Below are 21,825 nucleotides of genomic sequence, written 5' to 3' on the forward strand. Positions count from 1 at the left end.
ATTTAGCGTTCGTTATTCAGCAGAGCGAATTCTTTTTTTATCTGGGCTAGCAGTTCAGGATTCGTGATTACATCGCAAGCAGTCCATGCCAAAGTTCTCGCAGCCAGCAGCATTCCTTCCATGGCTCGGTCCTGCATCGCCAAATCGCGGAATTCTGGTGTATGCAAGGCATGCTTCTCGTCAATAACTTGAATGTAAGGATGGATAGCAGGGCAATGAAGCGATACATTTCCGATATCCATAGAGCCATGATCTTCGCCTTCCGTTATATCTTCTTGCGAAATGCCAGCCTGTACCAAATTTGCGGTAAACGCATCGGAAAGTACACGGTTCGTGACCATTTCATCATAAGAAGTCTCATAATTGGAGGTCTCCAAACGACACCCGGCCTGTAAAGCAGCTCCTTCAGCAATTTGAATAACACGGCGAGTCAGCGGGTTCAGTTCTTGACGTGTAGCGGCCCTTACATAAAATTGCGCTGAGGCGTAATCAGGAATAATATTGGCTGCTTGGCCACCCTGATTAATGATCCCATGGATACGCACTGTGCTTTTTACTTGTTGACGGAACGCATTGATGCCATTGAACGTTTGAATCACAGCGTCCAGCGCGTTAATGCCTTCGTGCGGGCTGGCAGCCGCGTGAGCGGATTGACCAAAAAATTCGAATTGTACAGCATCAATCGCCAGCGATTTGCCTGATTTTTCGTAACGATCATAAGGATGCGTCATAAGTGCTATGTCGCAATCATCAAACAAACCGGCAGCGGCCATAGGGACCTTAGCACCACGAGTTTCTTCGGCAGGTGTGCCGTATACCCGTACTTCTCCACCAGTTTCGTCGATGATCGACTTGAGGCCAACGGCAGCACCGGTACTCATCATGCATATCAGATGGTGCCCACAGGCGTGTCCTAAACCTTTCAGAGCGTCATATTCTGCCAGAAAAGCGACAACCGGCCCGGATTTTTCAGCTTTGTAAGTTGCAATAAAGGCTGTTTCTATGCCCAATACGGGTGCCTGGATCTCAAAACCGTGAAAAATGAGTTCTTCTTTTAAACGGGCAGCGGCCAGAAATTCCTCGTTTCCAAGTTCAGGATTTGCCCCAATATATAACGAAATGTCCTTAAAGCGTGGGGCATGCTGCTCAATTGTCTTTTGAATGGTCTGTTTAAAATTCATGCTGAAAACTCCTTTATATAAGCTGTAATGTAGGTACTGTGCTAGGTATGCTGAAATTGTACTATAACATTCATTGCATAATCATGCATATTCATTTATAATGACACAATCTTATTTATTATAAAGAATTTAAGGAGAGAAAAAAAGATTGAAAAAGGCATATCGTTTTACCGCCCTGGTTTTGACGGCGGTTATCTTGCTGTTGACGGGTCTTCCCATGCTCAATGCATACGGAACGGAAGCAAAGCCACAGAAAAAACTTGTAGTGGGCATGAGTGCCGACTTTCCGCCGTATGAGTTTCATAAAGTTATTAACGGTAAGGATACTATTGTTGGCTTCGATGTGGAAATCGCGAAGGAAATCGCCAAAGATTTGGGTGCGGAGATGGTCCCTGAGGACATGAGTTTTGACTCTTTGCTACCTGCTCTGCAAAGTGGTCGCGTAGACTTGGTACTGTCCGGTATGACACCGACGGATGAGCGTAGAAAAAGCATTGATTTTTCAGATGTATATTATCGCTCCAAGCAAGTCATTATGGTACGCCCAGAGGATAAAGACAAATATCCTACGATGGCTGCTTTGAAAGGCGAGAAGATTGGCGCGCAAAAGGGGAGTATTCAGGAAGAAATTGCTCAAAAAGTACCCAATGCCTCTGTAACCTCACTGGACAAAATATCCGATCTGGTACTCCAGCTGCGGACCCAGCGTATCAACGCTGTTGTGATCGAAGATACGGTTGCTAAAGGGTACACGTTAGATGGGACCGTAACACTTGCCAAAGCGATACCTGAGGATGCCGGAGCAGAAACTGCTGTAGGTATACGTAAGGGGAACGCAGAATTGCTTGCCTCTGTAAATAAAACGTTGGCTCGCCTGAAAGCGGACGGGTCGATTGAAAAGTTTTCTACAGAAGCGAGTGCACTCTCGGCAGATCGACAGGTTTCTTCTAATAACATCGTAGATATTTTTTGGAAATACCGCAGTCTTTACGCTACGGGTATTGGTTACACTCTGTTGCTGTCTGCACTCGGAGTACTGTTTGGATTTATCATTGGTCTGATCGTATCCTTGTTGCGGATGAGTGGTATACGCATCATTGAGTGGTTAGGTACCACATATGTGGAGATCCTGCGTGGCACACCTATGCTGGTGCAGCTCATGATCATTCACTACGGGATTGCTTTGACGCTGGGTGTCAATTTTACTCCACTCCAGTCCGGTATAATCACATTGTCTCTGAATAGCTCGGCATATCTGGCTGAAATTTTCCGTGCAGGTATCCAGGCAGTAGACCGTGGACAGATGGAGGCCGCACGCTCATTGGGTATGGGACGAGGCAAAGCTATGCGTCACGTCATTTTGCCACAAGCGTTTAAATCTATTTTGCCTGCTATAGGTAATGAGTTTATTACAATTATTAAAGAATCCTCCATTATTTCGACTATTGGTATGGTGGATATTATGTATCAAGCCCAGGTCATTAAGAATATTACCTACGAAGGATTAAGTCCGTTCATAATCACAGCCGCTATTTATTTTGTAATGACATTCAGCTTGTCTAAGCTGCTTGGTTTATGGGAAAGGAAGTTGAGAGCCAGTGATCACCGTTAAACAATTGCGTAAATCGTTCGGCAAGAATGAGATTTTAAAAGGCATTGATATAGATATCGCCAAAGGAGAAGTTGTCGTTATCATCGGTCCCAGCGGTTCGGGGAAGAGTACGTTTTTGCGTTGTATGAATCTGTTAGAACAGCCGACGGATGGGGAGATTTTATTTGAGGGCGAGCCGATTACAGCTCGTGGTCATAATATTAATGTAACCCGGGAAAAAATGGGGATGGTGTTCCAGCATTTTAATCTGTTCCCACACAAAACAGTGTTGCAGAACCTGACGCTTGCACCGACGCAGGTTAGAAAACAGTCAGGTAAGGAAGCGGAAAAAATTGCATTAGAACTCCTGCGTACCGTGGGGCTCGAGGATAAGAAGAATACCTATCCGAACCAGCTATCCGGTGGTCAGAAGCAACGTATTGCGATTGCGCGTGCTTTGGCCATGCAGCCGCACGTAATGCTGTTCGATGAGCCGACTTCTGCATTGGACCCTGAAATGGTTGGAGAGGTTCTGGATGTAATGAAGAAGCTCGCCGAAGGCGGTATGACAATGGTAATTGTAACGCATGAAATGGGCTTTGCCCGCGAGGTAGGCGATCGAATTATCTTTATGGATAACGGTCAAATTGTGGAGCAGGGTGCACCAGACCAGGTATTTGGCACTCCAAGCCATGATCGCACTCGTGATTTTCTTGCCAAAGTATTGTAAGAAAGTGCTGGTCTAATCATAAAAGAGCTCTCCGTTGACGGAGGGCTTTTCTTATTTTGTCACCATTTCCCCATACTTTCGTAACAAATATCGATTTCTTAATGACAAAATTGTAACGAGTGTAGTATGATGTTCAGGGTTCCCAACATTTTCATGCGGATAAGGTTACAAAATTGTGATATTATGCAGTAAGCCAAAACTTACCGGGACAGCATGCGGTTAGACAAGCGCTGAAATGCTGGCCCAAACTATGGGAAGTGCGGGGGACGTAACAACGGCAGCCATTCCGATACGTCATAAGACGATGAGGAATATGCCTAGGGGTGAATTGCACAAGCATAGGGCTTCTCCTGAGTCCGAATCCGACAGCTAACTTCGCAGGCATAAAAGAGGAGGTACATATCTTTGAAACATTTAAAACATATTGGTAAAACGATGAAAATTGCGGTGCTTGCCGCAGCTATTGCAGGGTTGGCACAGACAGCTGGAATAGCGGATGCTGCCTCGCTTCACACTGCCAAAGAGGGCGATACCTTCTTTTTGCTTGCTCAACGTTATGGAGTATCGGTAGACGAGCTAACAAAGGCTAACCCAAACATTGCCTCCAGCAATATATATGCAGGTCTGCAAATTAAGGTGCCTGGCGAAAAAAGTGTAAAGGCAGCTTCGGAATCGAAGCCGCAGCTTCTTACGGAGAAAGCAGCAGCGAATGAGGCGCCAACGATTGAAGCTTGGGGTAAAACATTCAACTATAGCAAAATAGTTGACGTTAAGGCTTCAGCGTATTCTGCCGCAGCCGATGAGAATGGTAAATGGGGCGCAGTGGACTACTACGGCAATCCGCTTAAACTAGGTACAATTGCGGTAGATCCTAACGTCATTCCGATGGGCACGAAAGTACTGGTTACAGGCTACTCCCATCCAGGTTTGCCGGATCATTCTTTTGTAGCTGTCGCTCGCGATCAGGGCAGCGCCATTACAGGAAAGCGGATTGATATCTTTATTCCAGGCAACAAATCATTTGTGAACGACTTTGGATTTCAAAATGTGAAGCTGTACGTTATTGATAAATAGCATTGTACGTATATACAGTTTAATTAAACATAATATATATTATGTAAACATAACGCCTATATTCGTATATATCTAGGTCGGACTCTTATCAGGTCCTATCCGTAAAAAGGCTGTCTTGACGAGCAGAATACTTCTGCTGGTAAGACAGCCTTTTTACGTTGCTTTAGCTTGGACCTCAATTATAAACATACTGTTATTTTCGTTCCGATGTGTGGAGTAGCCGGGGGACTGTCACAAATTTGTAGCCCTTAGCTTTTAGAGAGTGAATTAGACCCGGCAAAGCTTGGACAGTGCCTTGCAAGTTGGAACTTTGACCTCCACCAGCGTGCATTAAAATAATAGAGCCAGGCCCTGTAGCTGGAATCACATTTCGCTGAATTTGTGTTTTACTTAGTCCCTTCCAGTCGAGAGAGTCTACATTCCAGTTGACAATCATGTAGCCATGACGACGTGCCCACTTTATTTGAGGCTCTGTAATTTCACCGTAGGGTGGACGAATCAACTTGGGGCGAAAACCTGCGCTGGCTTGTAAAATACGTTCTGTTTTTGTAATCTGGTTGCGAAAGCGTTCTGGTGTAGCCTTCCTAAAATCCGGATGAGTATAGGAATGATTTCCTATAGCATGGCCTTCACGGATAATACGACGTATAATCCCCGGATGCTTTTCCGCACGGTGACCGACGATGAAAAAGGTGGCTTTGATGCCGTTGGCGTGTAATACGTCCAAAACCTGCGGCGTATACCTAGAATCGGGCACATCATCAAAGGTTAAGGCAATTTGGCGGGTGTGTGGGCCGCACATTTTAAAAATGTCCGCATGTTTTTTACGCAACATTGCTAATGTAGGAGTAGCTCGATCTGTACTCAGATGTACAGAAGAAGCAACAGCTGCTTCCTTGGGATGGGGCGTTCCGATCTTGGGAGGCGCATCCGCGTGAACGGGTAAACTTGAAAATGCTAGTAACAGTGCCAAGCATGGCAACACTCCCCTGTACGGCATATGTATCCCCCCTTTTCGTGCAGTGGTACCTAGTGGTGCTCTCGACTATTATGTACCTGTCCTATTAAAAATATGCTGGTTACCAAGTTAGGCTCATAAACGTCTGGAAAGAAGTTCGCGATGAAATGATTATCAATGAAGATGATGGAGCTAAACGTACATATTCTCTTAAACATGACCGAAAACAAGAGCATTTTCGCAAGTTTTAGCCTTACAACGGATTCGGTATCCCGTGACAGCTGGTGTATAATGGGGTTGCAATTCATAATTATACAGACATGGAATTGAAGGAAGGAAGGATAAAAGTGACCGACTTGTTTACTCCTTATCAATTAAAGGGGCTTTCTTTAAAAAATCGGATTGTTATGCCCCCGATGTGCCAATTCAGTGTGGAGGCCGAGGATGGAAATCCGACGGATTGGCATCATGTCCATTATGTGAGCCGAGCAGTAGGAGGTGCTGGTCTTATTATTGTGGAAATGACAGCGGTTCATCCTGATGGACGTATTACGGATCGTGATTTAGGTATTTGGAGTGACGAACATATTCCTGCATATCGTAAGATTGTAGAGGAAGTTCACAAGTATGGTGCCAAAATTGGCATTCAACTAGGCCACGCTGGACGCAAGGCCGAAGATGCTGAGCAACCTGTGGGTCCTTCTTCGATTCCTTTTAGCGAACGCCTTAAAAAGCCGCACGCCTTAAAGACAGCAGAAGTCAGGGAACTGGTTCAGGCATACAAAGAAGGCGCGCGCCGCGCGGTGGAAGCCGGTTTTGATACGGTTGAGATACATGGCGCTCACGGCTATCTGATCCATCAATTTCATTCGCCTTTAACAAATACGAGAGAAGATGAATATGGCCAGGATCTGTCACTGTTCGGTGTTGAGGTCATACATGCTGTTAAAGAGGTTCTTCCTGCTGATATGCCTGTGCTTATGCGGATATCTGCCAAAGAATACGTCGAGGATGGATATAATGTGGAATACATAACAGGTGTAGGGGAACGATATCGTGATGCAGGTGTGGACATTTTCCATATCTCTTCTGGTGGCGAGGGTCCAATTGGTTCTGGCGGAGGGCCGTCTGCGCGTGCTGGCTATCAGGTGGATTTAGCTCATACCGTCCGTGAAAAGCTGAATGTACCTGTAATTGCTGTTGGATTACTGGATGATTATGAGGACGCCCGTCGGGTTGTTCAGCAAAAAGAAGCTGATCTGGTAGCAATAGGCCGCGCCATGCTGCGTGATCCCTATTGGGCGTTGCATGCATCGCGGGAGCTAAAAGTACAGGCCGACATCCCAGAGCCTTACTTGCGCGGCTTTTAGATAATTTTTGAAACCCTCTTTGCAAAGCTTGCGTAAACATGTGTACAGAGCTTAAAATTTAAGCATTCAACTCTAGGAGGAACTTCACATGTCTATTTTCAAACGATTAAGAGATCTTACGATGTCCAACATTAACGCCATTATTGACAAGGCAGAAGATCCAGTTAAAATGACGGACCAATACATTCGTGATATGCAAGAGGACCTGGAAGATGCAGAGAAAGCGGTAGCCGCTCAAATTGCTATTGAAAAGAGATTCAAACAGCAATACGAAGAACAGGCTGCTTTGGTAAAGAAACGCGAAGAACAGGCACATACCGCTGCAAAAGCACAAAATGTAGATCTGGCCCGTCGCGCGCTGGAAGAAAAGAAATCTGCTGAACAAAAAATGAACGAGTTCAAAGCTGGTTACGAACAGAACAAAGCTGCGGCCGATAACCTGCGTGGCAAGCTGGATGAAATGCGCAGACAGCTGACAGAAATGAAAAACAAGCGCGAGACACTGGTTGCCCGTTATAACGCAGCTAAAGCGCAAACTGAAATTAACAAAGCTATGAACGGTTTTAGCTCTGATACGGCAACTGCCGGATTGAAGCGTATGGAGGAAAAAATGCTGCAAGCAGAAGCACGTGCCGAAGCGAGCAACGAAATGTCTTCTAAGGAAAAATCGTTGGATGAGGAGTTCAAAGAGCTGGATAAGAAAAGCGCCGTGGACGATGAGCTTGCCGCTTTGTTGAAGCAATACGAAAATAAATAAGAACATTTAAGCAGTGCCGCCAAGTTTGATTGCTCAGGAAGCGAAGGAGAAACGTTTTCTCCTTCGCTTTTCCCTGCCCGCAGGCGTAAAACATTATATGAAGGTCAAGAAGATGTGGAGGATGGTATGAAATGCATTTTTTAGAAACGATGAAAGCAATGCTTGTATGGACTGGTGCGGGAGCTATTTTGATCTTCGCATTAATGTATGTCGACTCTTTATTCACGAAGTATAAGGATTTTGCCGAAGTGAAAGCTGGAAATATGGCCGTAACGGTACGAATGATTATGAAGCTGGTTGCACAAGGCTATATTTTGTCAGGCTCTATCGCTACAGCTAATAATTTGCTCGAAGCGCTTGTGTATTCTGTGATCGCTTTTGTCATCCTGCTTGTTTTGGAAGTTATTGTACGTCTGCTGTTGCGGTACTGGGCCCAGTTTGATCTGGATAAAGGTACACAGGAAGGTAAAATTGGTTTCGGCCTGTTTTCAGGAGCGCTGCATCTGGTTGGCGCCTTGATCATTACAGCATGCTTCTAGGCTAAGAAAGGCAGGAATATAACCATGGGTGTTTGGAAACGAATTTCAAATCTATTTGCTAAGCCGGAGCCGCCAAAAGCAGAGAAAAGCATGCTTCACTTAAATCCAGGTGATATCTGTGAAGTTTCGCTTGTCACCTATGAAGTGGTAGGTCGTGTACATAATCGTGCCCGGAATGCCGTTGTTTTGACACTTCAGGATGGTAATCAAATCAGTTATCTTCATATAGAGGAACGGGAAACACTGCAATTCGGACTATATCAGGCCATCGACGGCAGACTTGACAACCCTGAGGAAGTGCCGACCATTTTAGAGCTGGATGATACAACGTATCATTTGGAGGAGCAATATTCTGGGCAAGTTACCGTCATGGGCCGTGCTCCTTTCCGACAGGGTGGAGAGCAGCACGTTTGGCAGTACCAGTCTGATAATTACCATTTGTTGCGGGTAGAGTGGCAGGACGGTCGCTTTATGCTTTATGAAGGAGAAGAAGTGATTACCGGAGACGTCAAGGTTATTCGGGCAAGCTAGGAGAGGGTTACACATGAGCAAACGCACCTGGCAGTATGCATTAAAGGTCTTTGTGGCGCTGAGCTTGTTCGTATCCGTGTTAAGCGGTTGCGGCGCGCCAAGTGTAAAGGATACGTATCCGCTGGAATCGGTTAGTGGCAGCGGAAATTCAACCTCGTATGTATACCGGGCAGCTGGCAAGACAGTCCCGGAAGTAGCGGAGGAATTGAAAGAACAGCGTACACCGGAACAAATGTCACCGCAGAGCAATGAGCGGATGTTTCTGGTATATAGCGATGAGTGGTACCATTTGCAGCAAGATCCAGCTAAGAAGGAAGATACACTCATTGAAATTGACAGTAAAAAGTATGTAGAACAAAATTACAGTTCAAGCTTTTTAAAAGGATACTTAACCGCAACTGTGCTGGATGCTCTGTTTGATTCCTTACGTGGTTCAGGCTCCTATCGGGGCTACTCCAGCAGAGATGTATACCGACCTTCTCAGGGCCAATATCGTGCTCCTACAGTGCAGGAGAAAAAGGCGATTCCGCCGATTACGGTGGAGCGGAAAGGTTCGGTTACCCGTAGAGGGAAGAACTCGGATTCTAGCGTTGGATCAAGCGGAAGTTTGTTCGACAGAGGGTCCAGCAGTTCACCGAGCAGAGGCTCGATTTCACGTGACCGGAGCGACAGCGGCGGTTCCAGCATATTTGATTCGCCGCGTAAATCTTATAGTAAGCCCAAAACACGTAGCGGTTCAGGTAAAATCAGCCGACGAAGTCGACGATAATGGGTAAAATTTTATTTTCTTCTAAAGTTGTTTGCGGAACTGTGGAGCTGTTGCACAGTTCCTTTTTTGTAGTTTGATATAACCTAAAGTGAATTGAACGGTGCTCCTTTGCTTCGATTTTATTGCTGTCTATTTTGACCTACACTTGATCAGAGCTTATGTGTTCAATACCATCGTCTTCAATAATGTTGCTTTTTTTGATATGGAAATGACGAGCTATCTTTTCTATAGCACCCATCCGTGGTTCAGAAAGTCCGCTCTCCCAAGCTGAAATTGCTTTATTGGTAACCCCAGCGATCTCAGCAAGTTCTTGTTGAGTCAAATGATATTTTATACGTAATTTTTTAAAATTCTCACTTAAAGCCACTATAATCCCTCCACCCCAAATTAAGTAGATTATAACCTTGATATCGAAAAAAAACCAACATAATACATTAGCAAAAGCAACGTCGCTCACTTGGGGTGACTTTTTTTGTTAGTATAAATGGGTGTCGAGTTTGAAGAAGAAAGCCAGGGGAAGAAAATTCCACCTCATATTTATACAAAAAAATCCAATTTACTAGATTATTTCATTGCCACATCTATTAGTAAAATATACAATTACATCAGGCGAAATAGGAGGATGGTGTAACTGTGTTATCTGCTTTTTTATATATTTTACTTGGTTTTTTCGATGCTTTAGCGGCAGTTACTTTGGTCTTGAAGATTTATATGCTCCCCGTGTGGGAAAATCGAAGAAAAATACTTCTCTATGCAATTGGCATAACTTTGTTTTCCTTTCTCATGAGAGAAGTAATAGGCATGCCTAAATTAGATTTTCCGCTTCAGTATTTGTTAATGGTTCTCTTTTTAAGATTTGGTTTAGGGATCAAAACATATCTTGCGGCTTTTTCTGCTGGTTCCGGTCTTACAGCTTACATTAACCTACAGCTATTTGTATATATATTTGCAAACTTTTTCGGAGTAGCACAGCCAGGTGTTATAAGTGATACAGCTGGCTCTTCTATATACGTTATACAGTTGTCTTCCATCCTTACTGCGTACTTTATTTCTTTTGTGATGGGTAAATATAACTTTGGATTCTCATTTATCATTCAACCCCCACATGATTTTTTGAAAGGTGAAAATTACCTAGCATCTCTAAATAAAATGTTCATTATAGGGTCCCTAATATCATTTGTCACTATTTTTGTTACTTTGTATATGCTCTATAACTCCAATACGATAGGATTACTTTCCATCTCATTACTAACTTTTGGAATATCGTACTTCTTATCAGAGAAAGGAGATTACGAGGATGCTAGAAACGCTATCGAGGCACATCGCATCAGAAATAAAGAAAGCTGATCCTGATGGACCCACAAGTGTTGAAGTGATGGAGTATGCGATTGGTATAAAAATTACCGAAATTTCAGCAGTGCTCATGGTCGCAGTTATAGGATGGATAACAGGACATTTTTGGGGGGCATTACTAGCTCTGGCTACGATCATGTTTGTAAGGAGATTTTCAGGAGGGGTACACTTCAGCAACCTTACACTTTGTGTCTTCTTTACAACGGCCATATGTGTAACTATACCTTTTGTCTCTTTAAGTTTAGCAACGATTTTGATAATTAACGCTTGTTCATTATTAGTGATTGTACTATATGCTCCCAATCATTTTATCTATATTAATAAGACCAAACATCACAAATATTATAAAACGATATGTATTTTAGTTTGCATATTAAATTTTTTTATACAATCTCACATAATATGTTTAGCTTTAATTATACAAGCATTCAGTATTCTTCCTTTATGGAAAGGAGGTGAGCGAAAATGGATAAGAAATTGGCGAGAGCTTTAAGTATAAGCCTTGGTAAATACGCTAACGAGTCTACGAAAAAAGAAAAAACAATTTTTGGCGCTAAACCTGTACCAGCTGAGCTGAAGAAAACAGAAAAGAACTGAATTTAATGGAAGAGGGAAAGCGAATCCTAGCCACTCCATTGCTTGATGACAATTCACTTGGAGATTGCTCTTTTTTTTGTGAGAATCACCTAGTTGCGATTGAATTGTGGAAGCCTAAAAGCAATTATCACATTCCGCTTTTTCATACTTCTCATGGAAGATTTACAGTTCCCACCACCCTCCATGAATGTTCCGTAGGCTTACCCACTTTTTGCAATTTGGACGGATCTAATTTGGTTAACATCACACAAGTGGACAAGATCATTACGGGAGATTATGGAGGGGGGCAGGTTGTTTTTAAAAATCAAGACATTAAAGAAAGTATAAATTCAGCAAATTTATCTCGATGGAGACAAATATATGCAGATGCAATGAATGCCGATAGAGAAATTCGTTATATTTTCGGATCGGAAATTAAGGTAGTGGGTAAGGCAGCAGTGAGCGGTTTTTTTAAGGTAATGAATATGCACAGTGTGGATATGTGGGAACCTAAAAAAAATTATTATGTCCCGCGTTTCAACTCTGGAGATCGTTCTTATACAATCGGGCTAACCGCACAGGCTTGCAGGGAAGCTTTTCCGTATCTATATCCAGCTTATAAAGATACCCTGATAAATCTCGACTTGGTTTGTGAAATTGAGTCTAACGCATTTGGAGGGCTGGTACGATTCGAAGGATCTGACTTCACTTGCTCGATGTCTCATAATAAACTTAAAGCGCTTAAAAAACTGTGGAAATGACCCATGAAAATTCAGGGGTCATTTTTGTTACCAGATTTAAATGAATAAGTCAATAATCAGTTAGACTAGGATAAGCCGGACGGGTTCGATTTAATTCGACATATTTCCCGTTTTTAATCATTTTCCATGTGATAAAATTGATTATGAAAAAAATAACAATCTTTTAAATAAAGGTGAAAACAATCTACATATAAGAAAAGGAGGGTGAAAGCGGGATATATATTGTAAATGCCGGCATGTACAAATGCCCCGAAGGAAATGCCTGTTTGTCAGGCAAGTTCCCACTCATATAAGTCCTCAGCTTTACACTCCAATATCCTAGAAATGAGGACTGCCGCCTCGAATGACATTTTGTCACGTCCCGCGATCCAGTTGGATATTTGTTGCCGCGAATATCCAGTTCGTCGGGCGAGCCATGATTGAGTGCGTCCATGAGATTTGAGTTCCTCTTTCAAAAGGCATTTCCCCCGAGTAAGTTTTTGCACCTTACTTGCTCCTAACAGGGGAAAAGTGTTTCGTTCAGAGTATACAGGTAAATTACTTTTTTATCAATTATATTGTGGAGTTGATTGGATGGTTGCAGATAAAAATGAAAATGTAACTTGCACTAGCTTTTATACAATAAAGATGGCACGACTCGCTTCAGGATATAGTGAGTTAATAGCTTGCAATATACTTGGTATGTCAATGAATGAATTAAAACATATAGAGGAAGATTCATCCGATTTAACAATAGCTCGAGCACAGCAAATGTCCTCGTTATATGAGGTTTCAATAGATTCAATCTATTTCGGAAAAATTAATATAAACTAATAAAATAGAGAAATGACCGGATGATACGCAAAATTAAAAACTGAAATCTACCAAAAACAGCCGCGATATGATATCCAGGCTGTTTTTTGGCGGATAAAGACTTGGAGCAATTCAATAAATACCGTTTGGATTTGCCAGATAACGGTTTTAGCGTTATAACAGAAAGAGGGCATTTAAGAAGAACGGAGTGAGAATATGAATCATACATCATTAAACGCAGAAAAATTCCAGCGTAAAGCAGTTCAGGTGGAAGAGGCACAAAGCAGGATAGCTAGTCATGTTAAACAGGGTGAAAGGGAGGACGTAGGGCTTGAGCAAGCACATGGTCGCTATCTGGCGATGGATTTGACTGCGCCACATCCGTATCCCCGCTTTCGTCGTTCTGGTATGGACGGCTATGCGATCCTTGCCTCGGACACTGAAGTCTGTTCGACCGGTCAGGAAATCTGGCTACACGTGATTGATGAAATTCCTTGTGGCACTGTATCGGACAAGCGGGTGGAGACGGGAATGGCAGCCCGCATCATGACAGGAGCACAACTACCTGAAGGAGCGGACACGGTGGTTATGCTGGAGGCGACACAGCTGCGTGAGGAAAATGGACAGACATATGTTGGCTTAAAGAAGCGTATGGAAGTTGGCAAAAATGTGACACAAATTGGTCATGAGATTAAGGAAGGTCAGCTTTTGCTCAGTAAGGGAACTTGCGTGGGAGCGGGGCATGTCTCAGTACTGGCTACTTTTGGTGTACATCGGGTGCCTGTTTACAGGAAGCCAAGGGTGGCTGTCTTTTCCACAGGGTCAGAATTGCTCGCAGTGGATGAGCCGTTACAACCGGGAAAAATTCGAAACAGTAATACATATATGCTGGCTTCTCAAATCAGAGAGGCAGGAGGAGAGCCGTTCATTTTACAAGCCATTCATGATGATTTGAGTCTTGCCCGTACCTCTGTACGTGAAGCCATAGCTGCCTATGATATCGTGGTCACGAGTGGAGGAGTATCGGTGGGGGATTTTGATATTATGGGTGACCTGGTACGACAGGAAGATGTGAATATGCTGTTCAACAAAGTTACGATGCGTCCAGGAAGTGTGACCACAGCCGCAGTGATTGACGGCAAGCTGTTATTTGCGCTTTCAGGCAACCCCGGTGCGTGCTTTGTAGGCTGTGAGCTGTTTGTACGGCCGACGATCCAAATGATGTTATCTTCGGCACATCCATATTTACAAACCTGGACGGCGAAGTTAGGCGCAGATTATACGAAGGTAAACAACTATACACGCTTTGTACGCAGCTCTTTGGAGATACGTGGTGGGCAAGTATACGCGATTCCTGCGCGAGCAGATGAATCTAGTGTCATGGTGACCATTAAGGACAGCGACTGTCTGATCGTGATTCCTCCTACAACAGAAGGATTACGCAAAGGTGAAGAGGTGCGAGTACTGGTATTACAAGGTGGACAGGTAACGTGAATACGAAACATCCATTTGTATGTCAAATCGTCGGATTCAAAAATACGGGGAAAACGACCTTTCTCGGAGGGTTAATTCGTTATGTGCAGAAGTCAGGTCTACGCGTAGCAGTGATCAAGCATGATGGACATGAATTTGAAATGGATCATGAGGGTACTGATACGTATAAGCACCGACAGGCGGGTGCTGAAGGCGTAGCTATTGTTTCGGCTGGAAGAACAGCTATTTTAGAGGAGAATAGTCAGCCTGTCACCAGTCTGATACGGCATTTTCAGGCCTATGATTGTGTGTTGCTGGAAGGCTTCAAGCAGGAGGATTATCCGAAGCTGGTCATGGTTAAGGAACAATCGGATGCTCAGCTTACCGTTAAGCTGACAAATGTACAGGGGGTAGCGGTTTGGGAGCATCAAATGGATTGGGCTCAACGTCACTACTCAGATGAAATGATACAAATATTTCCTGCTGAGGCCAACGGACCCGCAGGCCGCTGGCTACTCGAACAGATTCAAAAGCAGATAGAAGGAATGAGGAATAAGCAGGGGTGAGACATCAATCGGCTGAGTCGGTTAGAGTCTCTACCCGCCGTTCGATCGCCTGGGACATGGTTTTGTCAGTCAGGTGGGCATACACTTCTGTTGTTTCTGTCGAAGCGTGGCCCAGTTGTTCCTTTGTTTTGTAAATATCATTTTGTAAATAATAATCAGTAGCAAAGGAATGACGAAGCTTATGCACGGTAAGGTAAGGCTTACCGAAACGCTTGGCGTACTTGATGATCATTGCCTGAATCGCTCTTTTGGTCATCCGTTTGCCTTCTGTACTCCCGTTAGGACGTGTGACAAAGAGAGCCTTTTCTTTTTTTGGAGCGCGGTAACGGGTATGTCTCAGGGACAAATAAAGTACGAGATCATCTTTGGATTGCTCGCGGAAATACACCGGCGTTTTAAAGGTTTCGTCGTTATTGCCTTTGCGATACACATATAATAATTTATTGTTTATGTCTAAATCATCCAGATTCAGATTGACGATTTCAGATACGCGCAGGCCTGAGTTCAAAATGAGGCTGGCGATGCAGGCATCCCGTTCCTTATTTAGTTCATAGGAGTACAGCGCCTGCTTATTATCGGCCAAATCCTGACCATAGCCTTCATAAATATAACCGATGAATTCAAGCAGTTCTTCCTCTTCCAGTATTTTACCTTTAAGCTTGGCCGCCGTATCCTTGGGTTTATGTATACGCTTGATTTCGACCTTGGCCATAATGTTGCGTTTGAGCAATGGATAAAAATTTTCATCCTCAGCGATCTGACTTAAATAATGAAAAAGCGAACGCAGAGACGACAGCTTACGTGAAATGGTTATACGGGAGTTGGAGCCTTCGAGCTTAGTAGACAGAAATAATCGAAAGCCTGTAATACTGTCCATGTGAAGTGTCTCCAACTCTTCAAGTGTAACTTGGGCATTCGTTTCTCCGGCAGACAAGCCTTCCGAGCGAAGCCATGAAAAGAAAGCTTCGTAATCCCGCACATATTCTAGTAGTGTGGAAGGGGACAGGTCGGGCAGCTTATAATCCATAAATTGCTGCACGTACCATGGTAATCCCGGCATTTTTTCATCTAGTTTGCGCCGGTCGATGATCTTTTGTATATTCATTGGGTTCCACCTCGTCCGGTCATAATATATATGTATTTTAGCATATTTTGAACAGCACTGGATGGGATGTAATTCGAAGTTAAAGAACGGATTGAACCGCCAAGAGAGGTGAAAGTATGGGGTATAATATCAAATCGGAACTGAAGCTGTCTATTAAGAGTGTACCGGAGTCGCAAAAGGACATTATTGTACAGCTCATGCAATTTTATTTATACGATTTTACAGCCTATCTGCGAATTGATGTCACTGAGAAGGGGACATTCCCGGCTTATCCAGACTTGTATCAATATTGGACGAGCGGCGAACAGAAGTTGCCTTTTCTGATTTGGAGACAGGATGTTCCTGTGGGCTTTGCACTCGTTGACCGAATGTCCAGCAATCGAGAAGCTGACTACTACATGGCTGAGTTCTTTGTACTTCGTCCTTATCGGCATAATGGGGTTGGGACTTGGGCGGCTCATGAGCTGTTTGGACGTTTTAACGGACGCTGGAAGGTGACCCAGATGAGTACGAATAGGCCGGCACAATCCTTTTGGCGTAAGGTGATTGGAAGCTATACGAAAGGTGAGTACAGGGAACAGACACATCCCGTAAGAGGAAACATTAGTCAGTTTTTCAATACCTGAAAAATTCTAAATAGATAAGTTAGTAATGAAAAAGAGTTGGGGAGAGTATCCTATCGGCTCTTTTTTGTTGTAAATTCAAGTCTTCTATGATAAGAGAGCTACATTCTACAGGCTGTTCATGGTAAGATAAGGATAGAAGCATATAAATTCAATAGGAAAAGAGGGTATTATGCTAGAAAAATGGGTTCAGGAATTAAAAGATGGTGAACAAGAGCTGATTGCGTGGAGAAGACATCTACATCAGCATCCCGAGCTTTCTTTTGAAGAAACGAATACATCTGCTTTTATCGCCGATCAATTGCGCTCTTTTGGTATTGAGGTAAGAACGAATGTGGGTGGAAACGGTGTGCTCGGGTTTTTAGAAGGCGGTCAGCCAGGTAGAACGATTGCATTTCGTGCTGATTTTGATGCACTTCCTATTCAGGATGAAAAGGAAGTGCCTTATAAATCGACCGTTCCGGGTGTTATGCATGCCTGCGGGCATGATGGTCACACGGCTGCATTACTTGGAGTGGCACGCGTGTTGAGCCATAACCGTGAGGCGCTGAAGGGAAAGCTTGTGTTTATTTTTCAACATGCAGAAGAAAAACCGCCTGGCGGAGCCAAGTTTATGATTGAGGATGGCTGTCTGGAAGGGGTAGAGGCGGTATACGGTATTCACCTCGCGTCTGAAATTCCTTTTGGTAAAATTGGATTAAAGAGTGGGCCTGCGATGGCGGCTGTCGACGCGTTTACGATCCAGATCAACGGTAAAGGCGGGCATGGCGCACGACCGCACCAGACGGTAGACTCTATTGTTATCGGCAGTCAAATTGTGAACGGGTTGCAGCAGGTGGTTAGTCGCAGGGTGGACCCTATTGAATCAGCAGTGTTAACAATTGGGGTATTTCAAGCTGGAACTGCCTTTAATGTGATTGCAGATAAGGCCAAAATTGAAGGGACTGTACGTACGTTTAATAAGGAAGTGCGTAAGGAAGTCGAGAATGAAATTCGCAGTATCGTCAAGGGGTTGACTGAGGCTTATCATGCCGGATACGAAATGGACTATTTGAATGGCTATCCTTCTTTGGTGAATGCCGAAGCCGAAACGGAGCGTGTACGCGAGCTCATCGGCAGACTGTATGGAGCAGACGCTTTTTTGGATTTGAAGCCGGTCATGGGAGCAGAGGATTTTGCCTATTATTTGGAGCAACGACCGGGAGCCTTCATTCATGTAGGTGCCCGTAATGAGGATGAACGAACGCATTTTGCTCATCACCATCCTCACTTTGATTTTGATGAGCGGGCATTGCTCGTCTCAGGGCATATTTTTTTAGCTCTGGCGCTTGAATACTTGCAATAATATGCATTTGTTTATGACTAAAGCCAGTATTAACGGAAGTAACGGAAGCTGGAACCGCGCATAGCGCGGTTTTTTTGTTGTAAATCCAAGTATTTTGACACCCATAAAGAATGAAAATAAAGTAATTAATTCACTATGTGAAAAATTCATAATAGAAATAAATAAAAGGTGTTAACTCTGAAGGAAGTCTAAACCTCATACTATAAGCTGCGGAGCAGGAGATAATATCGCATGATCTTGATTTTTCGTACAAGGAAATGAAAAAAAGATGACGAATCTATTGAGCATGACAACAGTGTAAGCGCTAACAAATTGGGTGTTGCACTATATTTATTGGGATGAATGGGGGTGAGTCTAAGAGAACATTTGTCAGAATTGTGAGAAGCAACGATAACGATAGGAACGAATTCGTATATTCAAATGATTATGAAGAAGGAGGTTGAATTCATTGACTAAGGCAAAAAACAGGTTGAAGATTGCTTGTTTGGCGCTTGTGGTAGCGGGTGCTTCCTGGACAGGAATGATAGCGCCGACTCATGCTGCTTCAAGTGACGATTACAGTTGGAAAAGTGTCGTTACGGGTGGAGGTGGTGGTTTTGTACCTGGCATTATTTTTAATGAAACGGAAAAAGACCTGATCTATGCACGTACAGATATTGGAGGGGCTTACCGGTGGAATGCTGCCAATGAGAGCTGGATTCCGCTGACGGATTCTGTGGGCTGGGAGGATTGGAACCAAAATGGTGTCGATGCACTAGCAACTGATCCTGTTGATCCAAACCGTGTATATATAGCTACAGGTACGTATACTAATTCATGGGATAAACAAAACGGGCAAATTATGCGTTCCACCGACAGGGGCAATACGTGGCAGACGACCAAGCTTCCTTTTAAGGTGGGGGGCAATATGCCGGGGCGCTCGATGGGGGAACGTCTGACGATTGATCCAAATAGGAATAATATTTTGTTCTTTGGAGCTCGAAGTGGTAATGGACTATGGAAAAGCTCTGATTTTGGAGCAACTTGGAGCAAGGTGAGCAGTTTCCCAAATCCAGGGACGTATGTACAGGACCCTTCCAATGAATATACCAGCGACATTGTCGGTTTAGCCTGGATCACCTTTGACAAAAAAACAGGCTCTTCGAGTAAAGCAACGCAGACGATCTATGTAGGTGTAGCAGATAAAAAGCAAAGTGTCTATCGCAGTACAGATGGCGGGACAACCTGGTCTGCTATAGCGGGACAGCCTACGGGCTATTTGCCACATCACGGTGTGTTATCAATGGACGGCAATCTATATATTTCTTATAGCGATGGAGCCGGTCCATATGACGGAACAAAGGGTGAACTGTGGAAATTGAATACAGCCAGCGGGCAGTGGACTAACATTAGCCCCATAGGTAGCAGTAGCGCGGACAATCATTTTGGATATGGTGGACTGACGGTGGATGCCCAGAAGCCAGGTACACTTATGGTTGCTACGTTGAATGCCTGGTGGCCGGATGAAACGATTTACCGCAGCACGGACAGTGGGGCAACCTGGAGTCCTATTTGGGAATTTGATGGTTATCCGTCTCGCAAGCTGAAATATAATCTGGATATAAGCGGTGCACCTTGGCTGACTTTCAATGCCAACCCGGCTCCACCGGAAGTATCGCCCAAGCTGGGGTGGATGATCGGTGATCTGGAGATAGATCCATTTAATTCAGACCATATGTTGTACGGCACCGGAGCTACGATTTATGGCTCTAAAAATCTAACCAATTGGGATAAAGGCGGAAAGCTGGATATTTCAGTAGCCGCTAAAGGGGTAGAGGAAACGGCGATTTTGGATCTGGTGAGCCCTCCAACCGGCGCGCCTTTGGTGAGCGCAGTAGGTGATGTCTCTGGATTCAGACATGACGATTTATTCAAGGCTCCAGCTAAAATGCTGGATAATCCGACTTTTACAAGCAGCGAAAGTATTGATTATGCCGAGCTGAATCCTTCTTTTATGGCTCGGGTAGGTAAAGCGGATTATAAAAAAGATCCAAATGCCAAATCCATCGGTATTTCCAATGATGGTGGAGCCAACTGGTATAAGGCAAATAGCGAGCCTTCTGGTACAGCAGGAGGGGGCAGCATCGCTGTAGCAGCAGATGGTAATGGCTTGCTGTGGAGTACCTCAGACAAAGGTGTGTTCTACTCCAAAACTGGTGGCAACTCATGGACAGCAAGCACAGGGATTCCAGCGAATGCAAAGATCGTCTCTGACCGAGTGAACCCTAATAAATATTACGCATTTGCCTCCGGGAAAATATATGTGAGCACCAATGGTGGCGTATCCTTTACGCCTTCAGCGGTAACTGGCTTACCGACAGCAGGCAATGCTGATATTGATGCTGTACGAGGAGCAGAAGGAGATGTGTGGTTCGCCGGAGGCTCCGAGGATGGGGGGCCATATGGTTTATGGCATTCCAACGATTCCGGCGCTACGTTCACCAAGCTCTCTAATGTGCAGGAAGCGGATTTTGTAGGCTTTGGTAAGGCAGCGCCGAACCGCACGTATGCAGCGGTATTTATCGTTGGTAAAATAGATGGTACACGTGGATTTTACCGATCGGACGATGCTGGTGCAAACTGGGCGCGCATTAATGATGACAAACATCAATATGCTCGAGTGACCAAAATTATTGGGGACCCGCGGGTTTATGGACGTGCTTATCTGGGAACGAATGGCCGCGGCATTCTGGTGGCAGATCGTGTGGGTGGTGATCAGCCATCTACCGGGCAAGCAAGTATTACACCAACGACTGCAACCTATGGAGTGAATAACAACAATACAGATATTACTGTCAAGCTAACACTTAACGGCAATACGCTGGAAGCGATCAAGCAGGGGAGTGTGGTGTTGAACAAAGGTGAAGATTATACGCTTAGTGAGGATACAGTCGTTCTTACCAACAAGTATTTATCTAAACTTCCTAAAGGAGAGACAGCACTAAACTTCCATTTTAGTACAGGCAATGATGCGTTGTTTACGATTACGGTGAAAGGGGATACGCCAAGTGAGCCAGGAACAGGCGAGGGCGTTCTGAAGGTGCAAACCTTCAATGGGAATGTATCCACCACAAGCAATACAATCAGTTCCAAATTTAAAATAACCAATACGGGAACCTCATCCATTTCCCTAGCAGATGTGACATTGCGTTATTATTACACCATTAACGGGGAGAAAACACAAAATTTCTTCACGGATTGGTCGAGCGTCGGTACAGGGAATGTGATTGCTAGCTTCAAAACATTATCCAATGCGAAGCCAGGGGCAGACTCTTATGCAGAAATTGGGTTTAAATCGGCTGCGGGTTCTTTAGAGCCTGGTCAAAGTGTGGATTTGCAAACCCGGATATCCAAAGAGGACTGGAGTAGTTACACACAGACCGATGATTATTCATTTAATCCTACAGCAAACAGTTTACAAGATTCTGCTAAAATAACCGCTTATCTGTCTGGAAGCAAGCAATGGGGAATTGAGCCCTAAACCTTAATAAGGATAATCCTAAGTCAGCCACTCTAATGAGTGAGCTGGCTTTATTTTGATGACCTTGTTGTCCCGCATTCTTTTTTTAGGAAAAAGCAACGACAAGTTGAAAACAGCAACTAATAGAGATTCAAATTAGATAATATAATTATTTCATTATATGAAAAATTAACAATAGAAAAAAACTCTTTCTCGCATACGATCTCAATAT

Annotated in this window: 23 protein-coding genes and 1 riboswitch; of the genes, 18 read left to right on the plus strand and 5 right to left on the minus strand. The window is 44.1% G+C overall.

Annotation, left to right across the window (positions count from 1 at the left end; all coding sequences use genetic code 11):
- Positions 1 to 2: 2 nt before the first annotated feature.
- A complete protein-coding gene (locus ACEN8J_RS08995) occupies positions 3 to 1,181 on the minus strand; it encodes a M20 family metallopeptidase (RefSeq protein ID WP_495594419.1) in 1,179 nt (392 codons plus the stop codon).
- Between the two features lie 148 nt (positions 1,182 to 1,329).
- Between ACEN8J_RS08995 and ACEN8J_RS09000 the strand changes: the two genes are divergently transcribed.
- From ACEN8J_RS09000 to ACEN8J_RS09010, 3 genes are all read left to right on the plus strand, one after another.
- Complete coding sequence (locus tag ACEN8J_RS09000; protein ID WP_029517460.1) at positions 1,330 to 2,793, plus strand: ABC transporter substrate-binding protein/permease; 1,464 nt, start codon at positions 1,330 to 1,332, stop codon at positions 2,791 to 2,793.
- A complete protein-coding gene (locus ACEN8J_RS09005; protein ID WP_029517461.1) occupies positions 2,780 to 3,502 on the plus strand; it encodes an amino acid ABC transporter ATP-binding protein in 723 nt (240 codons plus the stop codon). Before ACEN8J_RS09000 ends, ACEN8J_RS09005 begins: the two co-directional genes overlap by 14 nt.
- A 230-nt stretch (positions 3,503 to 3,732) precedes the next feature.
- Positions 3,733 to 3,901: riboswitch (cyclic di-AMP (ydaO/yuaA leader) on the plus strand.
- A gap of 6 nt (positions 3,902 to 3,907) precedes the next feature.
- Entirely contained in the window at positions 3,908 to 4,576 is a 669-nt protein-coding gene (locus ACEN8J_RS09010) for a 3D domain-containing protein (RefSeq protein ID WP_029517462.1), read from the plus strand.
- 193 nt (positions 4,577 to 4,769) lie between these two features.
- On the opposite strand, the gene ACEN8J_RS09015 is transcribed toward ACEN8J_RS09010, so the two are convergent.
- Positions 4,770 to 5,576, minus strand: coding sequence for a polysaccharide deacetylase family protein (locus ACEN8J_RS09015; RefSeq protein ID WP_029517463.1), 807 nt, complete (start codon positions 5,574 to 5,576; stop codon positions 4,770 to 4,772).
- Positions 5,577 to 5,881: 305 nt separating this feature from the next.
- Between ACEN8J_RS09015 and ACEN8J_RS09020 the strand changes: the two genes are divergently transcribed.
- The 5 genes from ACEN8J_RS09020 (at position 5,882) to ACEN8J_RS09040 (ending at position 9,500) form a co-directional block, all read left to right on the plus strand.
- Positions 5,882 to 6,904: an NADH:flavin oxidoreductase/NADH oxidase gene (locus ACEN8J_RS09020; RefSeq protein WP_029517464.1), complete on the plus strand. Its 1,023-nt coding sequence runs from the start codon at positions 5,882 to 5,884 to the stop codon at positions 6,902 to 6,904.
- Between the two features lie 88 nt (positions 6,905 to 6,992).
- Entirely contained in the window at positions 6,993 to 7,661 is a 669-nt protein-coding gene (locus tag ACEN8J_RS09025; protein ID WP_010348252.1) for a PspA/IM30 family protein, read from the plus strand.
- Positions 7,662 to 7,792: 131 nt separating this feature from the next.
- Positions 7,793 to 8,200 carry a DUF350 domain-containing protein gene (locus tag ACEN8J_RS09030; protein WP_013310484.1) on the plus strand — a complete coding sequence of 136 codons (408 nt, stop codon included), beginning with the start codon at positions 7,793 to 7,795 and terminating at the stop codon, positions 8,198 to 8,200.
- Positions 8,201 to 8,224: 24 nt separating this feature from the next.
- Positions 8,225 to 8,731: a DUF4178 domain-containing protein gene (locus tag ACEN8J_RS09035; protein ID WP_029517465.1), complete on the plus strand. Its 507-nt coding sequence runs from the start codon at positions 8,225 to 8,227 to the stop codon at positions 8,729 to 8,731.
- Between the two features lie 13 nt (positions 8,732 to 8,744).
- Entirely contained in the window at positions 8,745 to 9,500 is a 756-nt protein-coding gene (locus tag ACEN8J_RS09040) for a DUF4247 domain-containing protein (protein WP_029517466.1), read from the plus strand.
- A 139-nt stretch (positions 9,501 to 9,639) separates the two neighbouring features.
- Here the strand turns inward: ACEN8J_RS09040 and ACEN8J_RS09045 are convergent, their stop codons facing one another.
- Positions 9,640 to 9,867 (minus strand): helix-turn-helix transcriptional regulator, encoded by a 228-nt coding sequence (locus ACEN8J_RS09045; protein ID WP_449292304.1) that lies wholly within the window; start codon positions 9,865 to 9,867, stop codon positions 9,640 to 9,642.
- A gap of 266 nt (positions 9,868 to 10,133) precedes the next feature.
- Here ACEN8J_RS09045 and ACEN8J_RS09050 point away from each other — a divergent pair, with 266 nt between their 5' ends.
- Genes ACEN8J_RS09050 through ACEN8J_RS09065 form a run of 4 tightly spaced genes read left to right on the plus strand, consistent with a single transcriptional unit; the run spans position 10,134 to position 12,190 of the window.
- The gene (locus tag ACEN8J_RS09050; protein ID WP_029517468.1) at positions 10,134 to 10,847 is read left to right on the plus strand and encodes a hypothetical protein; all 714 of its coding nucleotides are present in this window, start codon (positions 10,134 to 10,136) and stop codon (positions 10,845 to 10,847) included.
- The gene (locus ACEN8J_RS09055) at positions 10,798 to 11,346 is read left to right on the plus strand and encodes an accessory gene regulator ArgB-like protein (protein WP_069011745.1); all 549 of its coding nucleotides are present in this window, start codon (positions 10,798 to 10,800) and stop codon (positions 11,344 to 11,346) included. The genes ACEN8J_RS09050 and ACEN8J_RS09055 overlap by 50 nt, the downstream gene beginning before the upstream one ends.
- Complete coding sequence (locus ACEN8J_RS09060; RefSeq protein ID WP_256026089.1) at positions 11,319 to 11,450, plus strand: hypothetical protein; 132 nt, start codon at positions 11,319 to 11,321, stop codon at positions 11,448 to 11,450. The genes ACEN8J_RS09055 and ACEN8J_RS09060 overlap by 28 nt, the downstream gene beginning before the upstream one ends.
- 5 nt (positions 11,451 to 11,455) lie before the next feature.
- Positions 11,456 to 12,190: a hypothetical protein gene (locus tag ACEN8J_RS09065; RefSeq protein WP_069011746.1), complete on the plus strand. Its 735-nt coding sequence runs from the start codon at positions 11,456 to 11,458 to the stop codon at positions 12,188 to 12,190.
- Between the two features lie 269 nt (positions 12,191 to 12,459).
- Here ACEN8J_RS09065 and ACEN8J_RS09070 read toward each other — a convergent pair whose 3' ends face one another.
- The gene (locus ACEN8J_RS09070; RefSeq protein ID WP_016820733.1) at positions 12,460 to 12,675 is read right to left on the minus strand and encodes a helix-turn-helix transcriptional regulator; all 216 of its coding nucleotides are present in this window, start codon (positions 12,673 to 12,675) and stop codon (positions 12,460 to 12,462) included.
- A gap of 88 nt (positions 12,676 to 12,763) precedes the next feature.
- Between ACEN8J_RS09070 and ACEN8J_RS09075 the strand changes: the two genes are divergently transcribed.
- From ACEN8J_RS09075 to mobB, 3 genes are all read left to right on the plus strand, one after another.
- The gene (locus ACEN8J_RS09075; RefSeq protein WP_029517471.1) at positions 12,764 to 13,003 is read left to right on the plus strand and encodes a helix-turn-helix domain-containing protein; all 240 of its coding nucleotides are present in this window, start codon (positions 12,764 to 12,766) and stop codon (positions 13,001 to 13,003) included.
- Between the two features lie 195 nt (positions 13,004 to 13,198).
- Positions 13,199 to 14,476, plus strand: a complete 1,278-nt coding sequence (locus ACEN8J_RS09080) for a molybdopterin molybdotransferase MoeA (RefSeq protein ID WP_029517472.1) — start codon at positions 13,199 to 13,201, stop codon at positions 14,474 to 14,476.
- Positions 14,473 to 15,021, plus strand: a complete 549-nt coding sequence (gene mobB / locus ACEN8J_RS09085) for a molybdopterin-guanine dinucleotide biosynthesis protein B (protein WP_039273233.1) — start codon at positions 14,473 to 14,475, stop codon at positions 15,019 to 15,021. The genes ACEN8J_RS09080 and mobB overlap by 4 nt, the downstream gene beginning before the upstream one ends.
- Positions 15,022 to 15,025: 4 nt before the next feature.
- Here the strand turns inward: mobB and xerS are convergent, their stop codons facing one another.
- Complete coding sequence (xerS, locus tag ACEN8J_RS09090; protein WP_340932319.1) at positions 15,026 to 16,126, minus strand: tyrosine recombinase XerS; 1,101 nt, start codon at positions 16,124 to 16,126, stop codon at positions 15,026 to 15,028.
- Positions 16,127 to 16,242: 116 nt separating this feature from the next.
- On the opposite strand from xerS, the gene ACEN8J_RS09095 reads away from it, so the two are divergent.
- The 3 genes from ACEN8J_RS09095 (at position 16,243) to ACEN8J_RS09105 (ending at position 21,614) form a co-directional block, all read left to right on the plus strand.
- The gene (locus ACEN8J_RS09095) at positions 16,243 to 16,752 is read left to right on the plus strand and encodes a GNAT family N-acetyltransferase (protein ID WP_029517475.1); all 510 of its coding nucleotides are present in this window, start codon (positions 16,243 to 16,245) and stop codon (positions 16,750 to 16,752) included.
- A 169-nt stretch (positions 16,753 to 16,921) separates the two neighbouring features.
- Positions 16,922 to 18,094 carry a M20 metallopeptidase family protein gene (locus ACEN8J_RS09100; RefSeq protein ID WP_069011749.1) on the plus strand — a complete coding sequence of 391 codons (1,173 nt, stop codon included), beginning with the start codon at positions 16,922 to 16,924 and terminating at the stop codon, positions 18,092 to 18,094.
- A gap of 448 nt (positions 18,095 to 18,542) precedes the next feature.
- On the plus strand, positions 18,543 to 21,614 hold the full coding sequence (locus tag ACEN8J_RS09105; RefSeq protein ID WP_495594420.1) for a cellulose binding domain-containing protein: 3,072 nt from the start codon (positions 18,543 to 18,545) through the stop codon (positions 21,612 to 21,614).
- Positions 21,615 to 21,825: the final 211 nt, after the last annotated feature.

It is taken from the genome of Paenibacillus sp. Paensp38 (assembly GCF_059491915.1).

Coding starts and splice junctions, on each gene's coding strand:
- ACEN8J_RS08995 (WP_495594419.1), bottom strand. CDS start 1,181: ATGAATTTTAAACAGACCATTCAAAAGACAATTGAGCAGCATGCCCCA.
- ACEN8J_RS09015 (WP_029517463.1), bottom strand. CDS start 5,576: ATGCCGTACAGGGGAGTGTTGCCATGCTTGGCACTGTTACTAGCATTT.
- ACEN8J_RS09025 (WP_010348252.1), top strand. CDS start 6,993: ATGTCTATTTTCAAACGATTAAGAGATCTTACGATGTCCAACATTAAC.
- ACEN8J_RS09030 (WP_013310484.1), top strand. CDS start 7,793: ATGCATTTTTTAGAAACGATGAAAGCAATGCTTGTATGGACTGGTGCG.
- ACEN8J_RS09035 (WP_029517465.1), top strand. CDS start 8,225: ATGGGTGTTTGGAAACGAATTTCAAATCTATTTGCTAAGCCGGAGCCG.
- ACEN8J_RS09040 (WP_029517466.1), top strand. CDS start 8,745: ATGAGCAAACGCACCTGGCAGTATGCATTAAAGGTCTTTGTGGCGCTG.
- ACEN8J_RS09055 (WP_069011745.1), top strand. CDS start 10,798: ATGCTAGAAACGCTATCGAGGCACATCGCATCAGAAATAAAGAAAGCT.
- ACEN8J_RS09060 (WP_256026089.1), top strand. CDS start 11,319: ATGGATAAGAAATTGGCGAGAGCTTTAAGTATAAGCCTTGGTAAATAC.
- ACEN8J_RS09065 (WP_069011746.1), top strand. CDS start 11,456: ATGGAAGAGGGAAAGCGAATCCTAGCCACTCCATTGCTTGATGACAAT.
- ACEN8J_RS09075 (WP_029517471.1), top strand. CDS start 12,764: ATGGTTGCAGATAAAAATGAAAATGTAACTTGCACTAGCTTTTATACA.
- ACEN8J_RS09080 (WP_029517472.1), top strand. CDS start 13,199: ATGAATCATACATCATTAAACGCAGAAAAATTCCAGCGTAAAGCAGTT.
- xerS (WP_340932319.1), bottom strand. CDS start 16,126: ATGAATATACAAAAGATCATCGACCGGCGCAAACTAGATGAAAAAATG.
- ACEN8J_RS09095 (WP_029517475.1), top strand. CDS start 16,243: ATGGGGTATAATATCAAATCGGAACTGAAGCTGTCTATTAAGAGTGTA.
- ACEN8J_RS09100 (WP_069011749.1), top strand. CDS start 16,922: ATGCTAGAAAAATGGGTTCAGGAATTAAAAGATGGTGAACAAGAGCTG.